This window comes from Labilibaculum euxinicum, from assembly GCF_009795715.1.
Taxonomy (GTDB): Bacteria; Bacteroidota; Bacteroidia; order Bacteroidales; family Marinifilaceae; genus Labilibaculum; species Labilibaculum euxinus.
Window position 1 is genome coordinate 71,806 of record NZ_WTCR01000016.1, and the last position, 26,375, is coordinate 98,180.

Annotated in this window: 26 protein-coding genes and 1 riboswitch; of the genes, 5 read left to right on the forward strand and 21 right to left on the reverse strand. The window is 35.1% G+C overall.

Annotated features, from left to right (window positions below; genetic code table 11):
• Positions 1–142 precede the first annotated feature (142 nt).
• The 5 genes from GQR60_RS17950 to pta all read right to left on the reverse strand — a co-directional run bounded on the left by GQR60_RS17950 (position 143) and on the right by pta (position 7,731).
• A complete protein-coding gene (locus GQR60_RS17950; protein ID WP_124994260.1) occupies positions 143–1,054 on the reverse strand; it encodes a phosphate acyltransferase in 912 nt (303 codons plus the stop codon).
• A gap of 83 nt (positions 1,055–1,137) precedes the next feature.
• On the reverse strand, positions 1,138–2,043 hold the full coding sequence (locus GQR60_RS17955) for a bifunctional enoyl-CoA hydratase/phosphate acetyltransferase (RefSeq protein ID WP_124994261.1): 906 nt from the start codon (positions 2,041–2,043) through the stop codon (positions 1,138–1,140).
• A gap of 193 nt (positions 2,044–2,236) precedes the next feature.
• Positions 2,237–5,278 (reverse strand): sensor histidine kinase, encoded by a 3,042-nt coding sequence (locus GQR60_RS17960; RefSeq protein WP_124994262.1) that lies wholly within the window; start codon positions 5,276–5,278, stop codon positions 2,237–2,239.
• 204 nt (positions 5,279–5,482) lie between these two features.
• The gene (locus GQR60_RS17965; RefSeq protein WP_124994263.1) at positions 5,483–6,691 is read right to left on the reverse strand and encodes an acetate/propionate family kinase; all 1,209 of its coding nucleotides are present in this window, start codon (positions 6,689–6,691) and stop codon (positions 5,483–5,485) included.
• Positions 6,692–6,729: 38 nt separating this feature from the next.
• Positions 6,730–7,731 (reverse strand): phosphate acetyltransferase, encoded by a 1,002-nt coding sequence (gene pta, locus GQR60_RS17970; RefSeq protein ID WP_124994264.1) that lies wholly within the window; start codon positions 7,729–7,731, stop codon positions 6,730–6,732.
• A 204-nt stretch (positions 7,732–7,935) separates the two neighbouring features.
• Here pta and GQR60_RS17975 point away from each other — a divergent pair, with 204 nt between their 5' ends.
• Positions 7,936–10,866 carry an FAD-binding and (Fe-S)-binding domain-containing protein gene (locus tag GQR60_RS17975; protein WP_124994265.1) on the forward strand — a complete coding sequence of 977 codons (2,931 nt, stop codon included), beginning with the start codon at positions 7,936–7,938 and terminating at the stop codon, positions 10,864–10,866.
• Positions 10,867–10,879: 13 nt separating this feature from the next.
• Here GQR60_RS17975 and GQR60_RS17980 read toward each other — a convergent pair whose 3' ends face one another.
• The 9 genes from GQR60_RS17980 to GQR60_RS18020 form a co-directional block, all read right to left on the reverse strand.
• Complete coding sequence (locus GQR60_RS17980; RefSeq protein ID WP_124994266.1) at positions 10,880–11,446, reverse strand: cysteine hydrolase family protein; 567 nt, start codon at positions 11,444–11,446, stop codon at positions 10,880–10,882.
• A 45-nt stretch (positions 11,447–11,491) separates the two neighbouring features.
• Complete coding sequence (locus GQR60_RS17985; RefSeq protein ID WP_124994267.1) at positions 11,492–12,139, reverse strand: TenA family protein; 648 nt, start codon at positions 12,137–12,139, stop codon at positions 11,492–11,494.
• Positions 12,139–12,951 (reverse strand): bifunctional hydroxymethylpyrimidine kinase/phosphomethylpyrimidine kinase, encoded by an 813-nt coding sequence (thiD, locus tag GQR60_RS17990; RefSeq protein WP_124994268.1) that lies wholly within the window; start codon positions 12,949–12,951, stop codon positions 12,139–12,141. Before thiD ends, GQR60_RS17985 begins: the two co-directional genes overlap by 1 nt.
• On the reverse strand, positions 12,935–13,615 hold the full coding sequence (gene tenA, locus GQR60_RS17995) for a thiaminase II (RefSeq protein WP_124994269.1): 681 nt from the start codon (positions 13,613–13,615) through the stop codon (positions 12,935–12,937). The genes thiD and tenA overlap by 17 nt, the downstream gene beginning before the upstream one ends.
• On the reverse strand, positions 13,616–14,263 hold the full coding sequence (gene thiE / locus GQR60_RS18000; RefSeq protein WP_124994270.1) for a thiamine phosphate synthase: 648 nt from the start codon (positions 14,261–14,263) through the stop codon (positions 13,616–13,618).
• The gene (thiM, locus tag GQR60_RS18005) at positions 14,260–15,054 is read right to left on the reverse strand and encodes a hydroxyethylthiazole kinase (protein WP_225441452.1); all 795 of its coding nucleotides are present in this window, start codon (positions 15,052–15,054) and stop codon (positions 14,260–14,262) included. Before thiM ends, thiE begins: the two co-directional genes overlap by 4 nt.
• A 12-nt stretch (positions 15,055–15,066) precedes the next feature.
• A complete protein-coding gene (locus GQR60_RS18010; RefSeq protein WP_124994272.1) occupies positions 15,067–15,768 on the reverse strand; it encodes a class I SAM-dependent DNA methyltransferase in 702 nt (233 codons plus the stop codon).
• Between the two features lie 119 nt (positions 15,769–15,887).
• Positions 15,888–15,986: riboswitch (TPP riboswitch) on the reverse strand.
• A gap of 106 nt (positions 15,987–16,092) precedes the next feature.
• On the reverse strand, positions 16,093–16,653 hold the full coding sequence (locus GQR60_RS18015) for a cysteine hydrolase family protein (RefSeq protein ID WP_124994273.1): 561 nt from the start codon (positions 16,651–16,653) through the stop codon (positions 16,093–16,095).
• Positions 16,654–16,698: 45 nt separating this feature from the next.
• The gene (locus tag GQR60_RS18020; RefSeq protein ID WP_124994274.1) at positions 16,699–17,919 is read right to left on the reverse strand and encodes a DUF6051 family protein; all 1,221 of its coding nucleotides are present in this window, start codon (positions 17,917–17,919) and stop codon (positions 16,699–16,701) included.
• 183 nt (positions 17,920–18,102) lie between these two features.
• On the opposite strand from GQR60_RS18020, the gene GQR60_RS18025 reads away from it, so the two are divergent.
• Positions 18,103–18,522, forward strand: a complete 420-nt coding sequence (locus GQR60_RS18025; RefSeq protein ID WP_124994275.1) for a hypothetical protein — start codon at positions 18,103–18,105, stop codon at positions 18,520–18,522.
• Positions 18,523–18,681: 159 nt separating this feature from the next.
• Here GQR60_RS18025 and GQR60_RS18030 read toward each other — a convergent pair whose 3' ends face one another.
• A complete protein-coding gene (locus tag GQR60_RS18030; protein ID WP_124994276.1) occupies positions 18,682–20,541 on the reverse strand; it encodes a PQQ-binding-like beta-propeller repeat protein in 1,860 nt (619 codons plus the stop codon).
• Positions 20,542–20,814: 273 nt separating this feature from the next.
• On the opposite strand from GQR60_RS18030, the gene GQR60_RS18035 reads away from it, so the two are divergent.
• Both GQR60_RS18035 and mutT read left to right on the forward strand, forming a co-directional pair.
• Positions 20,815–21,195 (forward strand): C-GCAxxG-C-C family (seleno)protein, encoded by a 381-nt coding sequence (locus GQR60_RS18035; RefSeq protein ID WP_124994277.1) that lies wholly within the window; start codon positions 20,815–20,817, stop codon positions 21,193–21,195.
• Positions 21,195–21,590, forward strand: a complete 396-nt coding sequence (gene mutT / locus GQR60_RS18040; protein WP_124994278.1) for an 8-oxo-dGTP diphosphatase MutT — start codon at positions 21,195–21,197, stop codon at positions 21,588–21,590. The genes GQR60_RS18035 and mutT overlap by 1 nt, the downstream gene beginning before the upstream one ends.
• Here the strand turns inward: mutT and folK are convergent.
• Genes folK through GQR60_RS18055 form a run of 3 tightly spaced genes read right to left on the reverse strand, consistent with a single transcriptional unit; the run spans position 21,579 to position 23,075 of the window.
• Positions 21,579–21,953, reverse strand: coding sequence for a 2-amino-4-hydroxy-6-hydroxymethyldihydropteridine diphosphokinase (gene folK, locus GQR60_RS18045; protein WP_191991647.1), 375 nt, complete (start codon positions 21,951–21,953; stop codon positions 21,579–21,581). The two genes, mutT and folK, sit on opposite strands and share 12 nt — an antisense overlap.
• 27 nt (positions 21,954–21,980) lie before the next feature.
• On the reverse strand, positions 21,981–22,343 hold the full coding sequence (gene folX / locus GQR60_RS18050; RefSeq protein ID WP_124994280.1) for a dihydroneopterin triphosphate 2'-epimerase: 363 nt from the start codon (positions 22,341–22,343) through the stop codon (positions 21,981–21,983).
• A 9-nt stretch (positions 22,344–22,352) separates the two neighbouring features.
• Positions 22,353–23,075: an SDR family NAD(P)-dependent oxidoreductase gene (locus tag GQR60_RS18055; protein ID WP_124994281.1), complete on the reverse strand. Its 723-nt coding sequence runs from the start codon at positions 23,073–23,075 to the stop codon at positions 22,353–22,355.
• A gap of 184 nt (positions 23,076–23,259) precedes the next feature.
• On the opposite strand from GQR60_RS18055, the gene GQR60_RS18060 reads away from it, so the two are divergent.
• On the forward strand, positions 23,260–23,919 hold the full coding sequence (locus GQR60_RS18060) for a B3/B4 domain-containing protein (protein ID WP_225441453.1): 660 nt from the start codon (positions 23,260–23,262) through the stop codon (positions 23,917–23,919).
• 62 nt (positions 23,920–23,981) lie between these two features.
• Here GQR60_RS18060 and GQR60_RS18065 read toward each other — a convergent pair whose 3' ends face one another.
• The 3 genes from GQR60_RS18065 to GQR60_RS18075 form a co-directional block, all read right to left on the reverse strand.
• Positions 23,982–24,698, reverse strand: coding sequence for an energy transducer TonB (locus GQR60_RS18065; protein ID WP_124994282.1), 717 nt, complete (start codon positions 24,696–24,698; stop codon positions 23,982–23,984).
• 187 nt (positions 24,699–24,885) lie between these two features.
• Positions 24,886–25,584 carry an energy transducer TonB gene (locus GQR60_RS18070; protein ID WP_160463519.1) on the reverse strand — a complete coding sequence of 233 codons (699 nt, stop codon included), beginning with the start codon at positions 25,582–25,584 and terminating at the stop codon, positions 24,886–24,888.
• 86 nt (positions 25,585–25,670) lie between these two features.
• Positions 25,671–26,375: an energy transducer TonB gene (locus tag GQR60_RS18075; protein ID WP_124994284.1), complete on the reverse strand. Its 705-nt coding sequence runs from the start codon at positions 26,373–26,375 to the stop codon at positions 25,671–25,673.

Genomic DNA, 26,375 nt, shown 5'->3' on the forward strand with positions numbered 1-26,375 from the left:
TACCTCTGTGGTATAATTATTTTAGCCTTTGTGCCACTTTGTGAATGCCTTCGGTTTTCTTTGTGGTTAAAATTCTTTACGCAAAAAAAGAGACACGATACATCGCGCCTCTTCAATTATTTATTGATCATTACCAATTGTATTAATCCGCCATTAAAACAGACAGTGCAATACAATAGAATTTTGATTTTTCGCTCTCACTTCGCGACATCACCACAACCGGTTTTGTTGTTCCCTGAATTAAACCAGCCAACTCACCACCGGCAAACAGCATTAATCCTTTGTAAAAAGAGTTGCAGGCTTCCAATGATGGAAACACCAGACAATCAGCCTCGCCCTTAATTGGTGTTGGAATTCCTTTGATCTCTACAGAAGCAGGATCGCAAGCCAAAAACACATCCAATGGTCCATCAACTATGCAATCTTTTATCTGACCCCGATCAGCCATTTTGCAAATAATGGTATCATCAATACTTGACGGAAATGCTGTATTTGGTTTCTCTGTTGCCGATATCAAGGCCACTTTTGGTTTTTCAATCCCAAACTTCCGGGCCATTTTTACCGAATAGTTCACCATAGCAATTTTCTGGTTCAGATCAGGAAAAGGCAATACTGCTGTATCCGAAACAAACAAAAGTTTGTCGTACTTAGGTAATTCCAATGCACAAACGTAGCTCATTACTGCTTTTGGCGGCAACAAACCATGCTCTTTGTTTAAGACTGCCTTCAAAAATTTATCAGTACCTACCAAACCTTTCATCACAACATCTACCTCATCGACACGTGCCATGCGAACGGCCTCAGCTGTTGCGGCAACATCGTTGGGAATATGAACAATCGTGAATACATCGGGATTAATTCCTTCCTCTTTAGCTTTATTTCTTATTTCAGCTTCATCGCCAATCATAACAGCCTCTACAAACCCTTCTGCTATGGCCTTGGCAATTGCGCCAATGGTATTTGGATCCTGTGCATATGCAACAGCAATTTTCTTTTTCTTTCCGCTTTCGCGAAGGTATTCGACCATTTGATCGAGAGAACGTATTGGGGACATATTTTTAAGATCTGAGATTAAAATGTGAGAAAAACATCAGGAATCAAGACAAGACACAGCTCTTGCTACCTGACACCTGTAACTTATTTTGAAGCCACCAAAGCCGCCAAAGCGATAGAATACAATTTGGTTTTGACGCTATCGCCGCGGGAAGAAAGAATTGCCGGGCATTTAGCACCAACAACCATTGCTCCCAGCTCAGCATTTGCCAATTTGGTGTTCACCTTGTAAAATACATTACCCGCTTCAATGTTTGGAAACACCATACAATCGGCATCACCGGCAACCATCGAATCCAATTTCTTAATCTCTGCAGATTCTTTATCAATAGCAACATCAATTGCCAAAGGGCCGTCAACATAAGCATTTTTAATTTGACCGCGATCGGCCATTTTCGAAATGATGGCTGCATCGACACATGCCTGCATTTTTGGCAAAACCTGTTCCGAAGCTGCTATTAAGGCAACCTTAGGTTTCTCGATACCCAAAGCACGTGCAACGGTTATAACATAGTTGGTGATGGCAATCTTCTGATCTAAATCGGGCTGAGGAATAACAGCCACATCACTTACTACCATTAATTTGTAGTAATTCGGATTCTCCATAACAGTAACATGACTTAAAACTGCTTTCGGAGGCATTAGTCCGGTTTCTTTATTTAAAATTGCCTTCATGTACTTATCTGTACTAACAAGGCCTTTCATAATCATATCACCTTCTCCGTTATTGATCAACTCCACTGCTTTTTGAGCTGCTTTCAATTCATCCGGTTCGTGAATAACAGTAAACCTAGCGATGTCAAAATTGTGTTCCGCACAAGTTTTCTCAATAGTTTCCCTGTCGCCAACCAATGTCGCATCGATAATACCATGCTGTACTGCATCATTTACAGCTCCAATAGTATGAGAATCGTTTGCATAAGCAGCTACCAAACGCTTCTTTTCGCGGTTTTTAAGAACATCAATGATTTGATCTAAACGTGTAATCATTTTTAATATCTTTTTAGTGAATGTGTTTCAGGAAATTAAATCCTTATTGTTTAAGTTGTAAGGCAAAAATAGGAAATAATTACGAATTGCATTAAAAACAGACGCTAAAACCTACAAATATTATCTTTTAGAGGTATTATTATTGCAGATTGAAATTTTATTGGAACACATGAAAGAATTTCTTGGATTTCAGTTATTTTATTTTGGGAATTGAGAAAAAGAAACTTGTCCCTTTATCTTTTACACTTTCCGCCCAAATTTCACCTCCATTCAATTCTACAAATTCTTTGCAAAGCATTAGTCCAAATCCAGTACCCGATTCATTTGCAGTACCTTCGCTGGTAAACACTGTATCAATTTTAAAGAGTTGTTCCAATTGCTTTTCCGTCATTCCAATTCCCTGATCAGAAACCTTAATCACAACAAAACCATTTGTCCGATTCAAACTTAATGTAATTGTTTGACCAGAAAATGAAAATTTAATTGCATTCGACATTAGATTCCGAATCACAGTATCTATCATCGCTTTGTCTGCTTTCACATTTACTGGATCAAATTCACCTTTTACCTCAAGCCCTTTTAACAATCCCAAACTCTTATGAATACTCAGGTTCTTCTCTAAAAGAGATTTCAAATCAAACTCTTCCACATTTAATTTAAAATTTCCCTTCTGAACATTGGCCCATTCCAATAAACTTTCCAAAAGCTTAAATGTATCATCAGAACTTCTGTATATGGTCTCGATCAGCTCATTTTTTTCTTCTTCCGTCAAACTATCAGAATCCTTAATCAGAATCCTTGAAAACCCGCGAATGGCATTAAATGGATTCCTTAGATCGTGAGCAATTATCGATAGAAATTTATCTTTTGCAATATTCGCAGTCGATAAACTCTCATTTGCATTTTGCAGCTGAATTGTTCTGTCAGAGACAATCTTCTCAAGTGCTAACAAATTCATTTTTGTTCTTCTTTTACTGTATTCATTCGTTAAATATATCAGAAATGATACGATTAAAATTTCTGTGAGAATAGTATACCAGCTTAAATACCAAACCTGTTTTACTACAAGCGGAATAATACGATGTTCGCTCCATGTATAATTTCCTTCATGCTTTCCGCGTATACAAATTTTATAGTCTCCTGATTTTAGGTCTGATAGTAAAATTTGATTTTTTGCCGATAACTCTTTCCAATCAAGATTCTTTTGAGAGGCATTAATTGTGCAATATTGAAATTTATTTTGTTTTTGTGGATAAATACTGGCTGCAACATCCAATAGCAACATGGAGTTAGCCCTCATCGAAACAGAATTATTTTGAAGAATAAGCTTCCCTTCGTTATCTGCTGAATATACTAATGGCATAGGAGTTGGCAGAATAGAACCTGATACGGATGCAAAAGCAATACCATTAGAAGTTCCTACCCATAAATAATTTTTCGAATCAACCAGTAAACTTCGGTTTATAAATGTTTTTGAAGGCAAGCCCTGCTCCTGTGTAAACAAGGAAATATCTGCTTTTTGCTTACGAACTACTCCTTTACTTGTTGTCAGCCATATTGAATTTTGTTTGTCAATTGCAACAGAATTAACTTCACTATTTGACATTTCTCCTAAGTCAACTCTCTCAACAAGATTTTCGGTGTATTTTAACAAACCCTCCGAAGTGCCCATATACAACGTATCCTTATTCATCTCAAGATCTATCACCCAAAAATCTTCACCTATTGCAAATGAAATTGGTTTGCTGATATTAATAATCTCATCTTTGGCAAGATCATATTTAAACAAATAAGAGTGCTTAAACTCCCCGCCTATATAAAGATTCTTCTTTGAATCTAAACAGATATCCTGTACTATGCGCTTCCCCCGAAATGAATCAAGATAACTCTTCACCTTACCTGTCGATAAATTAACCTCAAATAATTCTTTGTTGGCAACTACCCAGGCAATTTGTTCCGAAGGAATCTGAATACTGGTAACTGCCTGATTTGAAACGGCTATATCCAAAAGTAAATCTTCGCCTTTAAAAACATATAACCGACCTTGCTCAGTGCCTATTAGTTTTAAATCTCCCAAACTCTTAAAAACATGAAGCGATCCCTCAAAATTGACTGGCAACCTTTCAATGTCTTTTTTATCATTCACCTTGAAAAGGCTCATTGTACCGGCAAAATTTACATTCCCATCATCAGATAGATCAATAGATGCAATATATTCCGAATTCGACGATTGAAATTGATATGAAAAGAATTTCTTTTCCATAAGTACTGCTCCGGAATTTGTGGATGCCCAATACTTTCCAAAATCATCCAAAAAGATATCATTAACCGTAAAATAAGGGAAGCCACCAACATTGGATACAGAATACTTATCAGCGATATCAAGCTCTGCCAGACCTTGAAACCATGTTCCAATTAATATTTTATTATCAGAAATCCTTGCGAAACAAGATGCCATAATATTTTCTGTAATCACATCTTCCCTAATTACTTTGGCCTGTGAATCAAATAAAATCTTAATAATACCTTCAGAGGTGCCCAGTAAAAATTCATTGGCTCCGATTTTAAAAGAAGAATGAATTATTAGATTCAGATTAAAATCTGATTCGGTAAATGTATTGTTTTGAGAATCAAAATTATAAAACCATCCCTTTTGAGAAACTACAATCAAATTTCCATTGTCGCATTCCAGAAACTGAAAAGATCTGATATAAGAAGAGGTCAGGTTTTTTTCATCCATCCTGAATTTTTCAACAGTATCTCCCTTATATCTGTAAATATGATTATAATCCGTAATCCATAAATCATTTTTTTGATCCTCAAACAAATGCTTTGGGTATTTGGGTTTAGATGGATCGGTATTGCACTCAATAAACAATTTCAGCTCTGCTTTTTCAAATGATCCTTTAATTTTATAAACAGCATCATCGGAAACAGCCAAAAGTTCACCACTCTTCCGTTTAAACAATTCTTTAAAATAGTTTGATTTCCCTTCCGGTAAAATGAGTGGTACAAAATTATCATTATGCAGGAATAATACTCCATCATCGGTGGCAAAATAGTATACACCCAAAGAATCCTGCCGGGAGGATTTAACCAATTCTTCATTGAGTTTATTCTCCTTATTGTATTGATAAAATCTAAAATTCGTTCTCTGCCCTTCTGAAGAAAATGAATTTGAGATCAACAATAAAATAAGAAAAAATTGAACTGATAAAGTAAATATTCTAATCATAGAATTCAGTTTGAGCTGTATAAATAATATTTAGCAAATGAATACTAGTATCTTAACGATAATTATGATCTTTTGTTTCAAAAAAAATATAACCTATTTATGTTTTTGTCTGATATATGGATGATAATTTTACGCCTGCCTGTTTTGCAAATAAAAAAAAGCCCTGTCTTTCGACAGAGCTTTACTATATTATTATTCACCGAATTAATTCAATGCACTTACAATACGCTGAGTATCTGAAGCGATAACCAATTCTTCGTTTGTTGTAATAACCATGGCTTTCACCTTAGATCCTTCTTTAGAGATAATTGCATCTTTACCACGCAAACCATCATTCTTTTCTAAATCAAAATCAAGACCCAGATAAGCAAAATCTCCGGCAATTTTCGCACGGGAAATACAATCATTTTCTCCAATTCCTCCAGTAAAGATTACCAAATCAACACCTCCCATTGATGCAGTATATGAACCTACAAAACGCTTCACCCGATAAGCAAACATATCCAAAGCCAACTGAGCTCTTTTATTTCCTCCTTCGGCAGCAAGTTCCAAATCTCTCATATCCGAAGAAATACCTGAAATTCCAGCCAATCCACTTTGCTTATTTATCAATTTGTTTGTTTCATCAATCGACAAATTTTTCTTTTCTGCAATATAAAGAAGTGCACCCAAATCAAGATTACCTGTACGGGTACCCATTAACAAACCTTCATTTGGAGTAAATCCCATCGAAGTTTCAATAGATTTTCCACCATCAATTGCACAAACAGATGCTCCGTTACCCAAATGACAGCTAACAATTTTCTTATCCTCAATGTTCCATCCCAAGATTTCACATGCTTTGTTAGCTACAAATTTATGACTGGTTCCGTGAAAACCATATTTACGTACACGAAGAGTTTCGTAACAATCATATGGCAATCCATACATGAATGCCTTTGGAGGAAGTGTTTGGTGGAAGGATGTATCAAAAACAGCAACCTGAGGAATACCGGGAAGTAATTTTTCCATAGAAAGAATTCCTTCTAAATTAGCTGGATTATGGAGTGGTGCCAATTCACAACACGACGCTATTAATTCTTTTGCCTTCGCATCAATAAGCGCACTATCTTTAAAATACTCACCACCATGAGCTACACGATGACCAGCAGCATCTATTTCTTTAATACTTGAGATAACACCATGTTCAGGGTGAACCAATGCTTTTAGTACAAGGTCGATTGCTACTCCATGATTTGGAATATCCTGAACAGACTCGAACTTCTTCTTCCCCTCTGGTTTGTGAGAAATAATGCCTTCTTTAAGATGTATTCTCTCTACAAGACCTTTAGCCAACAAAGTGGCTTCTTCACCCATACTCAATAACTGATATTTTAAGGAAGAACTACCACAATTAAAAACTAGAACGTTCATCAGAATTTTGTTTTATATTTTGTTTGATATTTGATTTATTATAATCCTGCAGCCTGATTCGCTGTTATAGCAACCAGATTTACTATATCGCTGACAGAACAACCTCTTGACAAGTCGTTAATTGGAGCTGCCATTCCTTGTAGAATAGGGCCTACAGCCTCTGCTCCTGCCAAACGCTGAACCAATTTGTAAGCAATATTTCCAACTTCCAGAGTAGGGAAAACCAAAACATTGGCTCTTCCGGCAACTGCGCTGTTAGGAGCTTTCTGAGTGCCGATTGCTTCTACAATAGCCGCATCAGCCTGCAATTCTCCATCAATTTGAAATTCCGGTGCCATTTCTTTTGCCAAGCGAGTTGCTTCAACTACTTTATCAACCATTTCGTGTTTACCAGATCCCATAGTAGAGAAGCTTAACATGGCTACACGAGGTTCCATTTTAGCAATTGCTTTTGTGGTTTTTGCAGTTGCTACGGCAATTTCAGCCAATTCACTTGCTGTAGGATTAGGATGAACTGCACAATCTGCAAATACCATCATTCCATTATCACCAAATGTTTTATCTTTTAAAATCATTATAAAAGCACCTGATACCACAGAAATACCCGGCATTGTTTTTACAATCTGAAATGCCGGACGTAATACATCACCGGTAGCATTTAAAGCACCTGCAACTTCGCCGTCTGCATCTCCGGCTTTAATCATTAAGGTTGCTAAATACAATGGATCCTGAACCAAAACCATGGCTTTTTCCATTGTCATTCCTTTACTCTTTCTCAACTCAACTAAAATTTCAGCATAAGCCTCCATTTTGTCATGTTTTTTTGGATCAACAATTATCGCCTCACCGATATTTTTCAAATTTAAGCGAGTCGCCTCAGAAGCAATTTCATCAGGGTTTCCAATCAGAATGATTTTAGCGATTTTTTCACTTAACAGGATGTCAGTAGCTTGTAAAGTTCTCTCCTCTGTTCCTTCAGGTAAAACAATTGTTTTACCACTTAAACCTGCATTTTCCTTAATTCTCTGCAATAAGTCCATTGATGTTCAGTATTTTAATCAGTTTTGTAATCTCGACTTTACAAAAGTATGAATAAAATGCAAACTTTAGATTCCTAAATCAAAAATATTTTAAAGTTTTTAATTAATTTTTTTAATAAATATTCATTCTCAATAAGCTGGCATTTTAAAATAAAAATGTAATTTCAGTTTTGAAGAATCTAACACTACAATTACACCAACACTATGGAATACGAGAAACAAGCTACACTATTTGAGGAACTTAAGATAAAAATGGATGGCGAACTTTTTCGTGACATGACTACTCGTCTTATTTATGCAACAGATGCTTCTGCTTATAAGGTTCTTCCTCTGGCAGTTTGTTATCCTAAGACCGAAAATGACTTACAACACTTAATTCGGTTTGCATCTAATGAAAATTTAGCACTCGTCCCAAGAGCTGCAGGAACATCTTTGGCAGGACAGGTAGTTGGTGATGGAATTGTGGTTGATATATCGAAACACTTCACTAAAATTATTGAAGTCAACAAAGAGGAAGCATGGGTTCGCGTTCAGCCTGGCGTAATACTTGATGAACTAAACATGTATTTGAAAGATTACGGTTTGTTCTTTGGTCCGGAAACCTCAACCAGCAGTCGTTGCATGCTGGGTGGAATGCTGGGAAATAATTCCTGCGGATCGCATTCTATTATTTATGGAAGTACGCGCGATCACACTATCGAAGTAACCTGTCTGCTAAGCGATGGAAGCAAAGCTGTTTTTTCTCCTTTAAGCAATGAAGAGTTTGAACTTAAATGCAAAGAAAATAAAGGTTTGGAATCTAAATTGTATCAGCAAATAAAAAGTATACTATCATCTGATGAAAATCAGGAAGCAATTGCACAAGAATATCCTGATCCAAAAATAAAAAGAAGAAATACCGGTTATGCTATAGATATATTAGCATCCTCGTCTCCTTTCAATTCAAAGGGAAATGCGTTTAATTTCAGTCAGCTTTTAGCTGGATCAGAAGGAACATTGGCTCTCACAACAGAAATAAAATTAAGTCTGGTACCGGTTCCTCCTAAAGAGAAAGCTTTAATTTGTGCTCATTTCGAAAATCTGGAAGAAGCAATTCAAGGCAATCTTATTGCCTTAAAATATCATCCGGGTGCAGTAGAATTAATGGATGATCAGATTCTAAAATTAACTGAAGGAAATATTACACAAGCAAAAAACCGATTCTTTTTGGAAGGAAATCCGGGTGCACTTTTAATTATTGAATTTGCCAGAGAATCAAAAAGCGAAATTGAGAAAATCGCCCGAGAAATGGAAGCTGAATTTAGAGAAAAAAAACTGGGCTATCATTTCCCTATCGTTTCAGGAGCAGACAACATGTCGCGAGTTTGGGATTTACGCAAATCAGCTCTGGGAATTTTATCGAATATGAAAGGTGATGCCAAACCAGTTTCCTTAATTGAAGATACCTCGGTTACTCCTGAAATATTATACGATTATATTGCCGAATTTAAGGATTTGATGAAAAAGTATGAGATTCAATGCGTATTTCATGCACATATTGGAACCGGAGAAATTCACATGCGTCCTGTTTTAAACTTAAAGAATGCTAAAGATCAGGAGAAATTTCATGCCATAGGTTTGGATTCTGCCAAACTGGTTAAAAAGTACAATGGTTCTTTAAGTGGAGAACATGGAGATGGCAGACTTCGCGGTGAGTTTATTTCCATTATGATTGGAGAACAAAACTATCAGCTCTTACGGGATATCAAACAATGTTGGGATCCCAACAACATCTTTAATCCCGGCAAGATTGTAGATACACCAAAAATGAATACCCATTTGCGTTATGAACCCAATCAGAAAACGCGCGATATTCAAACTTATTTCGATTTCTCCAACGACATGGGGATTGTTCGTGCTGCAGAACGTTGCAACGGATCCGGTGATTGCAGAAACACTCATATCACCGGCAAGGGAATGTGTCCAAGCTATCAGGCCACACTGGATGAAAAGCTTACCACCAGAGCACGCGCTAATTTATTTCGTGAATTTATTACCAATTCAAACAAAATAAATCCATTCAACCACAAGGAATTATACGACATATTGGATTTATGCTTGTCGTGCAAGGCTTGCAAATCGGAATGTCCGTCGAGTGTGGATATGGCCAAGCTAAAAGCTGAATTTTTACAACAATATTACGATTCAAATCCGATTCCACTTAGAAGTAAGCTAATTGCCAACATCACGAAAGTAAATCAATTGGGTAGTTACGCTCCTGGCCTGTTCAACTATGTGAATCAACATCCTATTATAGGCAAAATTGTAAAAAAGAATTTGGGTTTTGCTGAAGAAAGAAGCATTCCTAAGCTGCACAAAACAACGCTTCGGAAATGGCATTCATCATCCAAAAAAGAATCAAATAATAAGAAGGTGTATCTATTTGCTGATGAATTTACAAACTATAACGATACTCCAATAGGTATCAAAACAATTCAACTACTTGAACGTCTGAACTATCAGGTTATTATTCCAAAACACTTTGAAAGCGGCAGAACTTATTTATCGAAAGGATTGGTGAAAAAAGCCAAATACCTGGCAATAAAAAACGTGAACCTGCTTAAAAATCTAATCACAGAAGAATGTCCGCTCATTGGTATTGAACCATCAGCAATACTTACTTTTCGTGATGAGTATCCTGAGTTGGTAACTCCGGATATGATAGAAGATGCTAAAAGACTATCGAAAAACACCTTTACAATTGAAGAGTATTTGTTTCAGGAAATGAAAAACGGCAGAATTAAAAAAGAACAATTTACCACAGCAAAAAAAGAGATCAAATTTCACACGCACTGTTATCAAAAAGCTCTCGCTTCATCCTTGCCTATAAAAGAAATATTAAGCTTTCCCGAAAATTACAGCACAACAGAAATACAATCAGGCTGTTGTGGCATGGCCGGATCGTTTGGTTACGAAAAAGAGCATTACGATTTAAGTAAAAAAGTTGGTGAATTAGTGCTCCTTCCCGAGGTACGAAAAGCACCTAAAACAACACTAATAGCAGCTTCAGGCACCTCCTGCCGTCATCAGATAAAAGATGAAACAGAACGTGAAGCCCTGCATCCGGTTGAAATATTGTTTGATGCCTTAGTTTAATAAAAAACGATCTCTATTTCAAATAATTTAAAAACTCATCTGTATCAACAACAGTTGCAAATTCTCCGTGTAAACTTGCCAATGCTGTATCGTGAATAAGCTGAGCGGAGAATTTCTCACCATTTACTCCTATTTTATCAAAAGCAGCAGTGGCATCACTAATTAAATAAGTTTCGTAACCAAAGTTACCAGCCATTCGTGTGCTTGTAGAAATGCAATGATCAGTTGTCAAACCAACAATCACTAATTTGGTTATGCCTTTTTCATCAAGCAGTTCTTTTAAATCAGTACCAATAAAGGCCGAATTCACATTCTTTTTAATCACAGGTTCACTCTCAATTGGTCTGGTCAATTCCAAGAAATCATTTCCAGGATTACCTTCAACAAAAGGCGAACTTGGTATAGTAGAACAATGTTTAATGTGAAATAAAGGCAAGTCTTTTTCACGCCAGACTTTCAAAATTTCAGCCGCATTTTCTTCTGCTTCCGGATTATTTCTTCCTCCACCCCAATGCTCAATATCCTCAAATCCTTTCTGAAGATCGATTAGCAAAAGTGCTGTTTTATTTGTGATTTTCATGATTCAATCAATAGATTTTAAATTAAAACTGACCATTCATCAATACTATTTTGCAGGTAGCATTGATTCTTCAAAAATACGCAATTCATGCTCACTTGCTTCAATAAAAACATTGATCATATCTTCTTGAAAACATGAATTCATAAAATTTTGCTCCACTATTTCAATAAATGTGTTTAGATATGAATAATATTCATCACCTGAGTAAGTTGAAATAAACTTTTGATATGGATTATTTTGAGTCATTCTTGCAATTATAAAATCACAAACTGCTCCATAAATCCAAAAACAGGGTAGTAAAGCTGCACATGCAACTTCATAAGACGATTCCAATGAATGCTTTAGTAAAAAATCAGAATAATCAGCGAAAGCTTTGGATTGACTTGTTGCTTCCTGAAGTTCGTAATACCCGAGGTATTCTTCTCTTATCAAAAGCTCTACTTGAAGACCATCATTTCGTAATTCTTCAAAAAACAATTGATCCTCTGCCATAGTCGCCCGCTTACTTAAATTCCCTAAAGCTTCTGCATCTTTTATAAGATACAATACATCCTGAGTTAAATAATGTGCAAAGCAACTTTTGGGCAGTGAACCATCTGCTAGTTCACAAACAAATCGACATGAGGTTATTTCTTGAAATGTAGGATGAACCAGTTCCCAAACTTGCTGGGTAAAAAGACCTCTTGTTTTCATTACTTCCAGTATTCGTAAAAATGATTCACAGGCCCATGCCCTTCACCAATCCGATAATCAGCCCCTGCCATAATTGCATTGTTAATGTAATTTTTAGCCAACTGTACCGCCATTTGCAAATCGAAACCACGAGCCAGAAAAGCAGCACAAGCTGATGACATTGAACACCCAGTTCCATGAGTATTTCTTGTATTTAACCGTTTGGATTTCATCGAAATACTCTCCTGATTTTCAAAATCGTAAAAAACATCAATTAAATCATCACCGTCTAAGTGCCCCGCTTTTAGCAAAACTGAAACCTGAAATAAATTTGCTAATTCCTTAGCGCAAGGAATAAATTCCGATTGAGATTCAATCTTTCGGCCCAATAAAATTTCAGCTTCCGGAACATTTGGTGTTATCACTCTCACTCTGGGAATCAAAAATCTTTTTAGTGTATCAACCGCCTCATCCAACAATAAAACATCACCCGATGTTGCGACCATTACTGGATCCAAAACAATATTCTTTATGCCCTTGTATTGATCCAAAACGCAGCAAACAGCAAGAATTGTATTTGAAGAATGCAACATGCCAATTTTTATGGAATCAGCACCAATATCTGAAAGAACTGATTCAATTTGCTCCTGCAAAACCTGATCTGGAACAGCATGAACATTACTCACGCCCAAGGTATTTTGAACTGTAATTGCTGTTATTGCCGTTGCGGCATAACAACCGCAAGCCGAAATTGATTTAATATCAGCCTGAATTCCAGCTCCTCCTCCGGAATCACTTCCGGCTATACTTAAAACTCTATTGTATGTTTTCATACATAATTATATTTGATTTTACAGGCCACTCCTCCATTTCATAGGCACTTTTCCAAAACATCCATTCCAATTTCGAAGCTATTACAAAAGCATCAATCATTTTATTTTGATTACATATCGTAGTTCCTTTAGCCAATTCGTTGCAAATCTCAATAGCCAACTCAACCGCTTCCGAAAATTCATCTCCTCCATAAGTGTCAATCCAATTTTGATACTGATTCTCACCAGGTATCTGATTTTCCAAAATATAATCTCCAACTTTTTTGTAGATCCAAAAACATGGCAAAATGGCAGCAACAGCCTCCTCGATCGAAGTTGCTGCCAATTGTTTATGAATATAGCAGGTATACAACAAACAAGAAGGTGAAGCTTCTACGACTTTCTTCCTGCTTTGCAAATAAAACTGATGCAATGCCTGTTCAACAGCCACCGTATCAAGAGCAAAACTCAAAAAAACCTTTCTATGCTCCGACTTATCTAATTTACAGGCAATACCTGCCAGCACTTTCCCAAATTCAGCCAAATAAATAGAATCCTGCTCCAAATAAAAATTGAATTTTTCCCGTTCAAGCGTACCACTAGTCAATTCCTTTATAAAGGATAAGTTCAATATTTGTGTGTAGATTTCCTCAATTGATTCCCAGGCTTTTGTACTCCAGTCCATTTACTCAATGTGTTCATTCATTATACTATCAATAATCTTTTTTAATTCTCTTGCTGCTTTTTCAGGATATTCCTGCGAAATTATTGCAGAAACAAGAGCAACGCCATCAGCCCCTGCCTCTATAATACTCCCCAAATTATTCTTATTGATCCCGCCAATAGCCACGCATGGATGTTTTGAAAAAGAAGCAATCTCCTTTATCCCATCAAGCCCAAGTGGTTTAGCAATATCGCTCTTTGTTTGTGTCGAAAAGACAGGCGATAAACCAATATAATCTACATCCAAATCATTTGCCTCTCTTGCCTGTTTGATACTCTCCACTGATAATCCAATGATCTTATCAAATCCTAGAATTTTTCTAGCTTCCTTATAGGGCAAATCACTCTGTCCTATATGTAAACCATCCGCATCAACAGCCAAGGCAATATCCAACCTATCATTAACAATTAACGGTACATTGTAAACTTTTAAAATGTGTTTTACCGACATTATCAACTCATAGAATTCTCTAGTCGTCGAATTCTTTTCGCGAATTTGTACCATACTCACGCCTCCTTTAATGGCAGCTTCAATAATCTCTGCAAGAGGTTTCCCATTTGCAAGGTCACTGTCAGTAACTAAATACAATTTTAGATCTTCCTTTCTCATTGTAAAGTACAAGTTGCTTTTTCAATTTCTTTTTCAGATAAACTGTACAGACAATCAATAAAATGCATTTGCATACTTCCCGGTCCATTAGACTTAGATGCAGCAAATTCACCAGTAATTCCCATCACCATCATCCCAAATACTGCCGCCTGAAATGTATTGGGATTTGTTGCAGCAAATGCACCCAAAACTGCTGTAGCTGTGCATCCCATTCCAGTAACTTTGGCCATCAATTGATTCCCAAAACCAACCGATTCAACTTTTATTCCATCAGTAATAATATCAATCTCACCGCTTATAACAACAACACAATTGTTTCCCGATGCCAAAATTTTAGCTGATTCTAAAGCAACATCCGCAGCCACAGAACTATCAACTCCTTTCGTAAGCATTGTTTGATCAACTAAAGCCATTATTTCGGAAGCATTTCCCCTTATTATATTAGGCTTGCACGTTTCAATTATTCGCAAAGCACTCGATGTTCGATAAGGCGTTGCACCTGCACCTACAGGATCGAATACAACTGGTATTTTTCTTTCCCGGGCTTTTTCACCTGCAATAATCATGGATTCGACCCATTCTTCCGATAAAGTACCCATATTAATTACCAATGCTGAAGCAATATTTACCATATCTTTCACTTCGTGCAAGGCATGTGCCATTACTGGAGAAGCACCAATAGCGAGCAGAGCATTTGCAGTCGTATTCATCACTACAAAATTAGTAATATTATGAACCAAAGGAGCTTGCTCTCTGATAGCAGATAAATTTTCAATTAATTTATTACCCATTTTCATAACCGATTAGTTTTTAATTGCACAAATAGCTACATAATCACCACAATCAAATCCGTTAATTGGTTCTTCAGCCACCAGATTGGAATTTAAGGGGTGTTTGGTTAATGTCTGAGCAAATTGAAGATTATTAAAATTGGATTTCTTCAACATATCCACCTTTTCTGCAGTAGTTCTCCAATTAGCTGCTTTCACAAACTCAATAGGATAAGGGTTTCTTGGATGAACTCCTTCCAATAATGGGTGTTCCCAAGTGCCTAACGCTTTTGCCAGATTATACAAAACTCCATAAGAACTTTCTTTAGGAACATCAATAACTACAATTTTACCATCTGGACGTAGAGCATCGTAAGATTTATTAAATGCTTTTTGCAAATCGCTAATATAACTTGGCGTACCATTAAACAAAATTGTATCGTAGTTTTCCTTACCTAACTCCATCTCCTCCGCAGTGCTTATGTCCACATTAAGTCCACGTTTCCTAGCGATATCAGCCATTCCTTCCGAAGGTTCAATTCCATTTTTTATCGAAATATTGAATTCTTTTTCAAGAATTGTTTCGAACAAGCCACTTCCACAACCAACAGAGAATATATCTCCTGCATTTTCAAGAAAATGGGCAACAAGTTTTACTTCAGAATACAATACATTTTCATTTTCGAGAAACCACGCATCATAATCTGATGCGTACTTATTAAATTTAGAACTCATTTGTTATTTTTAATTAGTCAAATAATTAGTAATAATTATCTGCAAAACAAAAGGCTGTAAAAACAGAAAACCGCCTCGTACATAACGAAACGGTTCTATCTAATTACTTAGGCAAGTTAAAATCAGACGAATCATTTCCCTACGCTACTATTATGCAGATCAGGTAAAAGGGTAAAGTCTCAGCCCAAATAAATACTCAAGCACCCCTAACGACACGACAAAGGTATTAATATTTTACAATAGAATGTATTAGAAACAAATGATTTTGACTTCTGTGTGCAGTACTTAACAAATCACCCATCCTCTCTTGAGAACGCATATTTCCTAAGTATTAAATAAGATCTCTGCGGTTGCCACAATTTCAACCCTTCCTTTAGTTGGAATCAGATCATTCCAAACCCAATTGTAATGTTCAATTACTTTCTCTGCAGATAAATGGAGCCGATCCGCCGTTGTATGCGCATCTTTAACTACGGTAATATTAAAATCCTTAATCAATGCAGATTGAATTGTGGATTCTACACAAAAATCAGTTGCACATCCCGTAATCACCAATTCGCTCACGTTTAGTTCTTTCAATTTCTCTTCAAGGTCGGATTCATAAAAAGAATCATTCGCCGTTTTATATAGAACCAAATCAGATTCAGCAATGTTTAGATCATCCAGAATTTCCCACTCTTCTGTACCAGGCACAAAACAATTCTGTTTCGAACCATTGTGCTGTATGTATACTACAGGATTCCCATATTCACGAAATCCAGCGGACAATTGATTGATTCGCTTCACAACTCCCTTTGTGTCATAACGAGGAGTTGCGGGTGTAAACGAGCCTTTTTGCATGTCGATGATTAGAAGAGCACTGGAATTTGTCTGATTTTCTTTCATTTCAACCTGTATTAAAAAAGGATTAATTTAATTTGATAATCAGATTTATTCCTGATTCAAAAAATCACAAACTTTACTAAAAACAAGATCTAAGCTTTCTTCAATATTTACAGACTCTGCCTTATTCATTGGAAATGGATTTTCATGTGAATATGAATATGGAAAATCAAGCTCTTCTACAGTAATATTAATATCTCTGGAGGCTCCTTTCAAGGTATTTTCAATCTCGTAAGTCGGAAAAACAGAATCTCCTTTTAAGGCAATCGCATAAATCTGATTTTCGGCTTTTTTAAACAAAGCTTCTCTAAAATATCTCATATTCTTGTACTCCAACATGGTATGAAATACCTTCCCTTCCATGTGATCTTCTTCAATGTAATGATGCAGAAGATTATCTTTCTTTAAAAAACTGCTGAAATGCTCAACCAAATAAGAATACAAGGTAACATTAACTTCACTATCCAGAATAAATTTAGAAACAGGAGACAAACGATTAAATACAGCACCACTGCAAAACAAACACAATTTTGTTTCACTAAAATAATTTTTGTGGTTTGTTAACTTCAGAATTTCAGCCAAAAAACCTCCGATAGAGTATGCAAAAATATCAAAACTAAAATCCTTATCGATTAATTCATGCTTGCCGCTTTTACACTCTTCAATAAATTGAATGATATCGTAATAAGTTTGCAAACCCGACCAGATAAATCTTTGTGGCATGGAATGAAGCCGCATGCTGATGGCTACATTCGATAATGAGGAACCAATAATATTTGGAAATTGTGCTTTTCGTTTTTTGCTCAATTCAAACATTGCCTTTTTATCGCTCCAGTGCTTTGGTGCACGCTGCATATGAAATGCGATCGGAAAAAAGACAACTGCACTCTGTGTTTTCTCACAAATAGCTTGTCCCCATGGCAAATATTTATCCCACGTTTTTTCATTAAAGCCATGAAAGATAAATGTTAGTTTTTCTATTTTACAATCCCCTTTTGGTTTTAATATATTATAGCTGAAGTTTTTATTTTCCTCAACAACAACATCATTCATATGCACATCATCCTGTATTTCACCAATTTCGTTCTGGGCAAACATGTTCTCGATAAGATCCAACTTATGACTTTCACAATAATAGTTGGTTTTACCTGGTAAAATATCGTGTGCTAAAGAATGAAATTGATACTCTCTAAATTCCATCCCGTCAAACTCTGACTCTCCTCCATCAAAGGCCAATTTTAATTCATGACAACGATCAACATATGACATAATAATAAACTTTAATGAATTGATATAGATTGCTGAATACAATCATGTATATTCTATTGCAAAATTCGAATTTACAAAAACACCACTGATTAACAAAAAACAATCCGGTAATTAGATATACTTCTTAATTTTTTCTGATTATTTTTACAATTACGAAACAAAAAACCACTCCAAATCAAAATTATGTACCAGAAAGACTTTATTATGCGAATGCTTGAAATGATTGCTGATTTAATCGCTCTCCTTTTAGGTTTAATTAAAAAAGGAGACTTGTCGCAAGCTCATAAATTACTAGAGAATGCTTATCGTGATTTTCTGAAAGAAGATGCCTCATTCTTTAGAAATCTCCCAAAAGAAAAACTTACCGAAGATTTGCTTACAAAGCACAATTACACAAATAGTCATTTAAAGATATTATCGGAGCTCTTTTTTGCTGAGGCAGAATTGAATATTGCTAAAGGTGATAAAGTGAATGGCTTAAATTATTACGAAAAATCGTTATTGCTGTTGGAATTTACAGAAAAAGATTCCAATACTTTTTCGCTAAGCAACGACTCGAAAATCAGATCACTAAAAGAGAAAATTAAAATATCCATGCAGTAAAACATGAAATTTAGTCAACAAGAAAAGAAAGTATAATTTTGGATCCCGAGGAGAACTACATTGAAATAACCAAATGATTTTTAGAAGAACAACTATATTTAATTGAAAAAAGGTTGCCATACGACAACCTTTTTTTATTTAATTCGACAATTAAAATAATTAAAATTTGTAGGCACTAATCAAATGATTATTTTCATTTACAAGAACTACATTTTCAACTTCATCAATCACATAATCCGGCGTTTTATCCATCAATTCAATTTGAACATCAACTTCACCTGTTACTTTATTCACCTTATCAATAAAATGTTTAATTCCTTCAGTCTCATCCTTAACTTTAGTAACAATAAACTTATGGGATTTTATTGATTTTGAATTAGAATACCTCGTTTTAGTAATTTCAATTACCGGAGCCATATTTCCATCTGTTGTTTCTAAATATAAGCCTCCAACTACATTTGTTTCAGAAGTTCCATCTGTTTGATCAGAAGAAGTTCTATAAGCACCATTAGATAGAGAAGACAGCATCTTTATATTATCTAAACTACCTTCAATATCAAAATCTACACCAGCAATCATCAAACCAAGTTGTGCCGCGTTCTTAAAACCTCCCAAATCTGATGCTGGTTCAAAATATTTAGTATAAATAATTTTTCCTGAAGGTGATAATAATGATACATGCTGATCTGTATTCAACAAATAGCCAGCATTTTCAATATATTCAGCTAACAGAGGTGTCTTCTTCTTCACATTATCCAGTACTACATCTTCTGCAAAAAGGTCAATTTGTCCGGTAGTCAGATCAAATTTATAAGCTTTTTTATTCTCAAAAAGAATTACCTTATCCTCTTTCTTATCGTAAGTAACAGCCGGTATTGCTTTAAATTTAACATCTCTATCCCAAACATCTTTTCCTTTTTCAAAATCTAAAATATTCGATCTTTCTGTCGAAATATATAATACCCCGTTTGCAGTAGGAGTTACATAATATGAATATCCTTTAATTTTACTTTGCCATAATTTATCACCTTCCATGTCTACTAAAGCAACAGAACCTTCTTTTTCATTTTTACCAACAGCAATATATCCTTTCTCGGTTGGAATAACTTCCTCTAAAAAGTCAATTTTAAAACTTTTCTTCCATTTAAAATTATTTGTTTTAAGATCGATAATATTGAATCCTTCTGTTTCTACAAGAATCAAATTTTCATCCTTATCAGCTCTTACATCAACAAGTGTTCCCTTCAACTTTAATTTACCTGGAGTAATATCCTCACCACTATTTGGATTCAAAACTTTCAACTTATTTGATTTTTTAACCCCAACATACAAACTATTATTGGCCTCAGAAAAAACCAAAGCATTAATTTTTTTATCGGCTTTAAACTTCCAAGTAATTTCACCATTATTTAAGTTAATAGCATAAATTTCATCTTTTATTCCAATCACTAAATTATTTTCATTGGTGAAAAATGGTCCATGATCAATATAGCTTACCTTTGAATATTTATTAAGTAATCCTTTTGATTCACCAACAACTGCAATCCATTCCTTTTTCCAGGTTTTAAGACTAAAACTCATTAGGTTTCGCTCATTATCCTTTAGCAATTCAAATAATATAATCCCTTGATCTGGAATAAGAGTAAAATCCTTTATTCTATATCCATCATCCTTGGTGTCAAACAAAACCTCACCATTACTTGAGTTCATTAAAATCCCTCTTACTTTACCTACAACTGGAGCATATTCAAAATAAATAATTGGCAACCCATCAATTGTCATAAAACTATTCTTATCTACAGCCTTAAACTCTTTATTGTGCCATACAGTTTCACCATTTTCATTATTCATTGCTAGTAATCCTTTAGCACCTGAAGCAATAATAAAGCCTTCATTGGATTGCTTAATCCACCCAACTTCGTATAAAGCTTCCTTCAAATCAACATCCCATAGTTTATTTTGAGAATAAGCTGTTACGACAAATAATATTGCAAAAAACAACGCACTAGTTCTTTTCATAAATTGATCCATAATAATTTAATTACTTTACTGGGTTTTGCTTAAAATATTAAATAACATGAAAGACAGATAAATTAACTGACCTCTACATTTTTTAAGCCTCGAATTTATACAAAACACAAACAAATAATCATATAAAATGTGTTAGACTGAATATAAATTATCATATAAAATAAAAATGTTTTTGACACATGCTGAAGAAGTATCTTAATCTTTGGTTATTGTATTCGTAAAAAACTACATTTGTCAGTTACCAAAGCACTATATTAATCAATGAGCTTTTCCAATAAAGATACAAAGGCCGATATAGCCTTAAAATATTTTCACAAACCACCTGGTTATTACAACTGCGCTCAGGCAATCTATAAAGCTTTCCAAGAGGAGTTTAGAATTACTAATGATGAAATAAATGAGAGCTCAAAAGATGGCAATGGAAAAGCAAAGGGCGGCAATTGCGGAGCTTACCATGCTGCTTTGGAATTACTGAAAGACAAACCTGAATTATTAGCTGAATTCACCAGACGTTTTCAAGAAAAATCAGAATATCTGACTTGTTTCGATATAAAATTCAACTACAGCATGTCCTGCAAAAATTTAGTACGCCTGGCATCCGATCTACTCGAAGAATTAACGCTTTCATCTTCCAATAACTAATGGAACCGATCAAAGTTACCGCTGCAATAATCATTAAAAACGGGAAGGTATTTATTGCCCAACGAAGTAAGGATGACGAATTATCCGGCAAATGGGAATTCCCGGGCGGGAAAATTGAATCTGGTGAAACACCTCAGCAATGCCTTAAGAGAGAATTGTTTGAAGAATTTGGAATAGAAACAAAAATTCTTGACTATTTTGGAGAGAGCATATTTGATTATGGCAACAAGCCAATTCATTTGCTGAGCTACTTTGCAGAACATCTGTCGGGTGAATTAATCCTTCAAGTTCATCAAAATTACAAATGGATTGAATCTGGAGAATTAGATAAAATTGACTGGGCGGCGGCTGATATTGAATTGGCAGAACAATTAAAACAAAGATTAACCAAGTAATAGTTCATCTACCGACTTCTTTAAAAAATCTCTTGAATGATAATCCTCATCCACAATTTCATCATTCCATACAACAATATCTAAATCGATTATACGGGGACCAAATTTTGGAAGACTTCTGTCTCTTCCCATTTTATCCTCCAATTGTTTCAAATATAAATTGAATTCCTCACGGCAGTGATGAGTTCTTAACCTCACGGCTCCGTTAATAAAATCCTGCTGATTGGTAATTCCAATCGGTGCAGTTCTAATCCATTTGGAATGCTTTTTCAGCAAATGATCTTTCGACAGAAGACATAGCATCTTCCGAATGTTTTCTGTTGGATTAATATTCGATCCTATACCTACGATACAATCGTTCATTATATATTACTTTAGTGAAACTTCCGTTTAAGAAACGCCTTCTCTGTAAGCCTCTAATTCAATTGATACAGATTCTGCAAAACGCAAAGCATGAGGTTTATCCACCTCAACTTTTGCCCACTCCACTTGGGGGTTCTTCAAAATTAAATCCAATATTTGCCGGGTCAAATTCTCCAACATTTTAAATTTACCTTCCTGCACAAGCACAATCACCTTTTTGGTTATTGTTTTGTAATTGTATGAATTCTCAACATCATCATTAGCAATAGCATTGTCTACATCAGCTTTAATTGTCATATTAATCACAACATCTTGTTTGTTACGCAATTCGTCTTCATTAAAACCAATATAGGTTCTAATCAACAAATTTTTCACACGAATAATTGCCATATATCTAATTTATAAGAGTTGTTCACCTCCGTCGCAGTACAAAATCTGTCCAGTTAGGTTCTGATTTGCCAATATATAATCCAATGATTGCAAAATCGGTTCAATTCCACCGGAAATTTTCATTGGCGTTTTTTCTGCAAGCCTCTGTAAATATTCTTCTCCCTGATCCACCGGAGGAAGTGTAGCTCCGGGAGCTATACCATTCACCCTAATTTTTGGAGCGAATTCAAGTGCAGCCATTTTTGTTAAATGAGCCAGTCCAACTTTCGACAAACTGTAAGCCGCATACAAATTTGAATAGCTTGCAATTCGAGTATCCAACAGATTTATAATCAATCCATTTTCACTATTCATAGCATAATCCCTTGACAGGATAAAAGGAGCTAACAAATTCACATTCATCTGATCCTGAAACAATTTTACCGAAGTCTCTTGAATTACTCCTGAATCGAAAACAGATGCATTATTTATTAAAACGTCAATCTTCTCAAAATGTAATAAAACCTTATCAATTAACCGATCTGTGTCTTGAGCAGAATTCAAATCACTTTTAAAAATCTTGAATTTTTGTTCCGGATACTTATTCACCAAATCTGTTTGCAACGAAATTGCATCATTTTTCGACGAATTGTAGTGAATGGCAATACTAAAACCATTCTTTGCCATGTGGATGGCAATAGATTTTCCAATTCGCTTTGCAGCACCAGTTATTAAAGCAGTTTTACAGGTCATTTTTTCAGTCGTTATTATCTAAAGTTAACGAATATCTTTCCTGATAAAAAGTTTATGATAAAATTTTTTCTGATTCTGAAATTAAATTTATTCCTGTTATTAATTGCAATAAAATAAGTAGAATCTGTATTTTGCATTCAAATTGCCAATTAGTGAAAATCCTGATTAGCGAATGAAAATTGATATGACTAAAATAGAAATAGAAGAAGAACTTAAACAAATTTGTCCATCTCTTCGTCTGGGCATTATTCAATGCAGGGTAAATACGAAAGAAGAATGTCCGGATCTATGGCAGGTAATTAATGAAAAAACAGTAAACATTAAACAAAATCTAGCCATTTCAGGAATTGTAGATATCCCAAGTATTAATAGTTCAAAAAAAGGATATCGGGCAGTTGGAAAAGACCCCAGCAGGTATCGCTTGTCAGCAGAATCTTTGTTACGAAGAATTGTAAATGGGAAAGGATTGTACAAAATAAATAATGTGGTAGATTTATTAAATTTGGTGTCTATTACAAGTGGGTTTTCAATTGGCGGATACAATGCTGACAAAATAGAAGGTGTCGTTCGCTTTGGCATTGGAAAAGCTGACGAAGCCTACGAAGGAATCGGACGAGGATCTTTAAATATAGATAAACTGCCCGTTTTTAGAGATGATCTGGGAGCATTTGGAAGTCCTACAAGCGATTCTTTACGAACCCAAATTGATGAAAATTGTCAAACCTTTCTCATGATCATTGTTAGTTTTCAAGCTGATAAAGCTCTGCCGGAAGCTATGGATTTAGCAATTGATCTACTAAAAAAACATGCAGAGGCTGAAGAAATTCATTCTGCGATACTATAAAATTAATAAAGCCTGCTAAACTATTCAGCAGGCTTTACTTTTATTTGTCTGTTTGTTATCTATTACTGAAGTACAAAGTTTATCACAACGGAATAAGAAACTTTCACCGGCTTTCCTCTTTGCTTACCTGGTTGAAATTTGGGTAAATTTCGAATTACACGCAGAGCTTCCTGATCCAATGAAGGGTCAATTCCCCTAAGCAATTCTACTTTTGAAATACCACCATCTTTTCCCACTACAAAACTAACATAAACTCTTCCTGTAATATTGTTTTCCTGTGCAATAACAGGGTATCTGATACTCGAATTGATGTGTCTGTACAATTCCAAATTACCTTCAACATTGTTTTTGCAGATATCTGGCCTAAATATTGGCATTTCCTCTACAATCACGAAAATTTTCGCTTCGTCGTCAACTTCTTCCTCAACAAATACTTCTTGTGGAGCGATTTCAAATTCAGTTTCCTGATTCAAGTTTTCCTCAACGATTTCAATTTCATTTTCTAACTCGGTATTGTTTTCAACAACCGTAATTACATCTGTTAATTGAATTTTTGGTGGTAATTTGGGTTTTTCTTTAATTTCTTCCTGTCTGGTAATTGGAATGATTTCTTCATCCAATTTTAAATCAACCAAATTTCTAATTTCAACAACCTCTCTTACTCTTGTAGGCCATTCAAAAGATATTAAAGTTAATGCTAAGGCCATAACCAACCCAATTTCAAAAAACAATGATTTTCGTTTTTCCAAATCAGCATTTGGATTCTTTTTGGGAATCATAGCTAAACATTTTAAATATTAAAGTACAGTATCAGCAGTGACAATAAACTAAACATCATCAAAACATCTAATAATGCTTAGCTTAAGTCCTCATAAGAGGATGAGTTCAAAGAACGCTTTATAATTAAATATACGGATTTAAGCTGTAATAGTTGCAAACTTTCGAATACTTATGTATAATTAAAACCTATTGCAAAACAAAATTAATATAGCCTGAGAACCAAACCGGTACTTTTTTATTAAATTGTTTGCCAGGTTTAAATTTTGGTAAATTCTGTACCACACGAACAACTTCTTCATCCAATAAAGGATCCACTTTACGAGTCACCTGGATATTTGATATGTTCCCTTCACTTGTAACAACAAATTTCACAAATACTTTTCCATGAATATTAGACTCCTGCGCTGCTATCGGATACCTAACCATTCTTTGCATGGTGATAAACAAATCTTTGCACCCTTCTTCATAGGTTTTATTTTTTTGTGGATTAAAGATTGGCATCTCCTCTACGCTTACAAAAGGACTCATTTCTTCTGATATTTCCTCTTCATAGGCTGGTTGTTTCAATATTTCCTCGTTAGGATCTCCAAACGAATCCTCAGGAATATATTCCTCTTCAGGCTCTTCTTCAATCACCAGCAGGTCAATTAATTCTATTTTCCTGACTTTTGGCGGCTCCATTTTTTTCTCCGGTTCACGAAAAGTTACTGCTGTCAATTCTTCCATATCATCAATCGAATCAAATACAAAATCTTCCGGTTCATTCATTGGCACTTTGTATTCGAAGGCCATTAGCACAAATAAGAAACTAATTAAAAAACCAAATTGTAAGAACAGAACTCTTTTCTTCTCTAAATTATATCGGGGGTTCTTTTTCACTTGCATAATCATGAGTTTTTTGGTGAGACATTTAATGATTTTTTATGTATTCGTAAACTAAATTGTTAGTTATACGATTCAAAAAAAAGGAACTATTGCAATACAAACGAAATGTACCCGCTAAACCAAACACTTACAGGTTTGTTTCTTTGCATTCCCGGTTTAAATTTAGGAAGGCTTTGTACAACACGAATCGCTTCTTTATCCAGTGAAGGATCAACAGGTCTCATTACTTGAATCTGTTCGATATTCCCTGTTTTTGTAACAACAAATCGAACATACACCTTTCCTTCAATTCCATTTTCCTGAGCCACGATAGGATATTTGGTCATTTTCTGCATGGTTACAAACAAATCTTTTAATCCCTCATCATAGGTATTATTCTTTTTAGGATTAAATATTGGCATTTGCTCAACCCTTACAAATGGCACATCTTCAACATCTTCCTCGATATCCTCTTTTACATCTGTAATAACATAGGAATCATCTTCACTAATATCAGAATCTTTAATCTCAAGATCAGGTACATCATCATCATCTTCTACTAAAGTCAGTTCAGTTAAAATCATCTCTTTAATTTTAGGAACTTCTTTGGGCTGAGGTTTGTCCTGCACAGTTATAGGAATAATTTCGTCCATTTCTTCAAGAACATCAAAATCTAAATCTGCCGTTTTTCCAACCGGGGTTTTATACTCAAAAGCCATTAATACAATTATAAGACTTAAAAAGAATCCGATTTGCAAAAATAAACCTCGTTTTTTTTCCAAATCATAGCGGGGGTTTTTCTTAACTTCCAT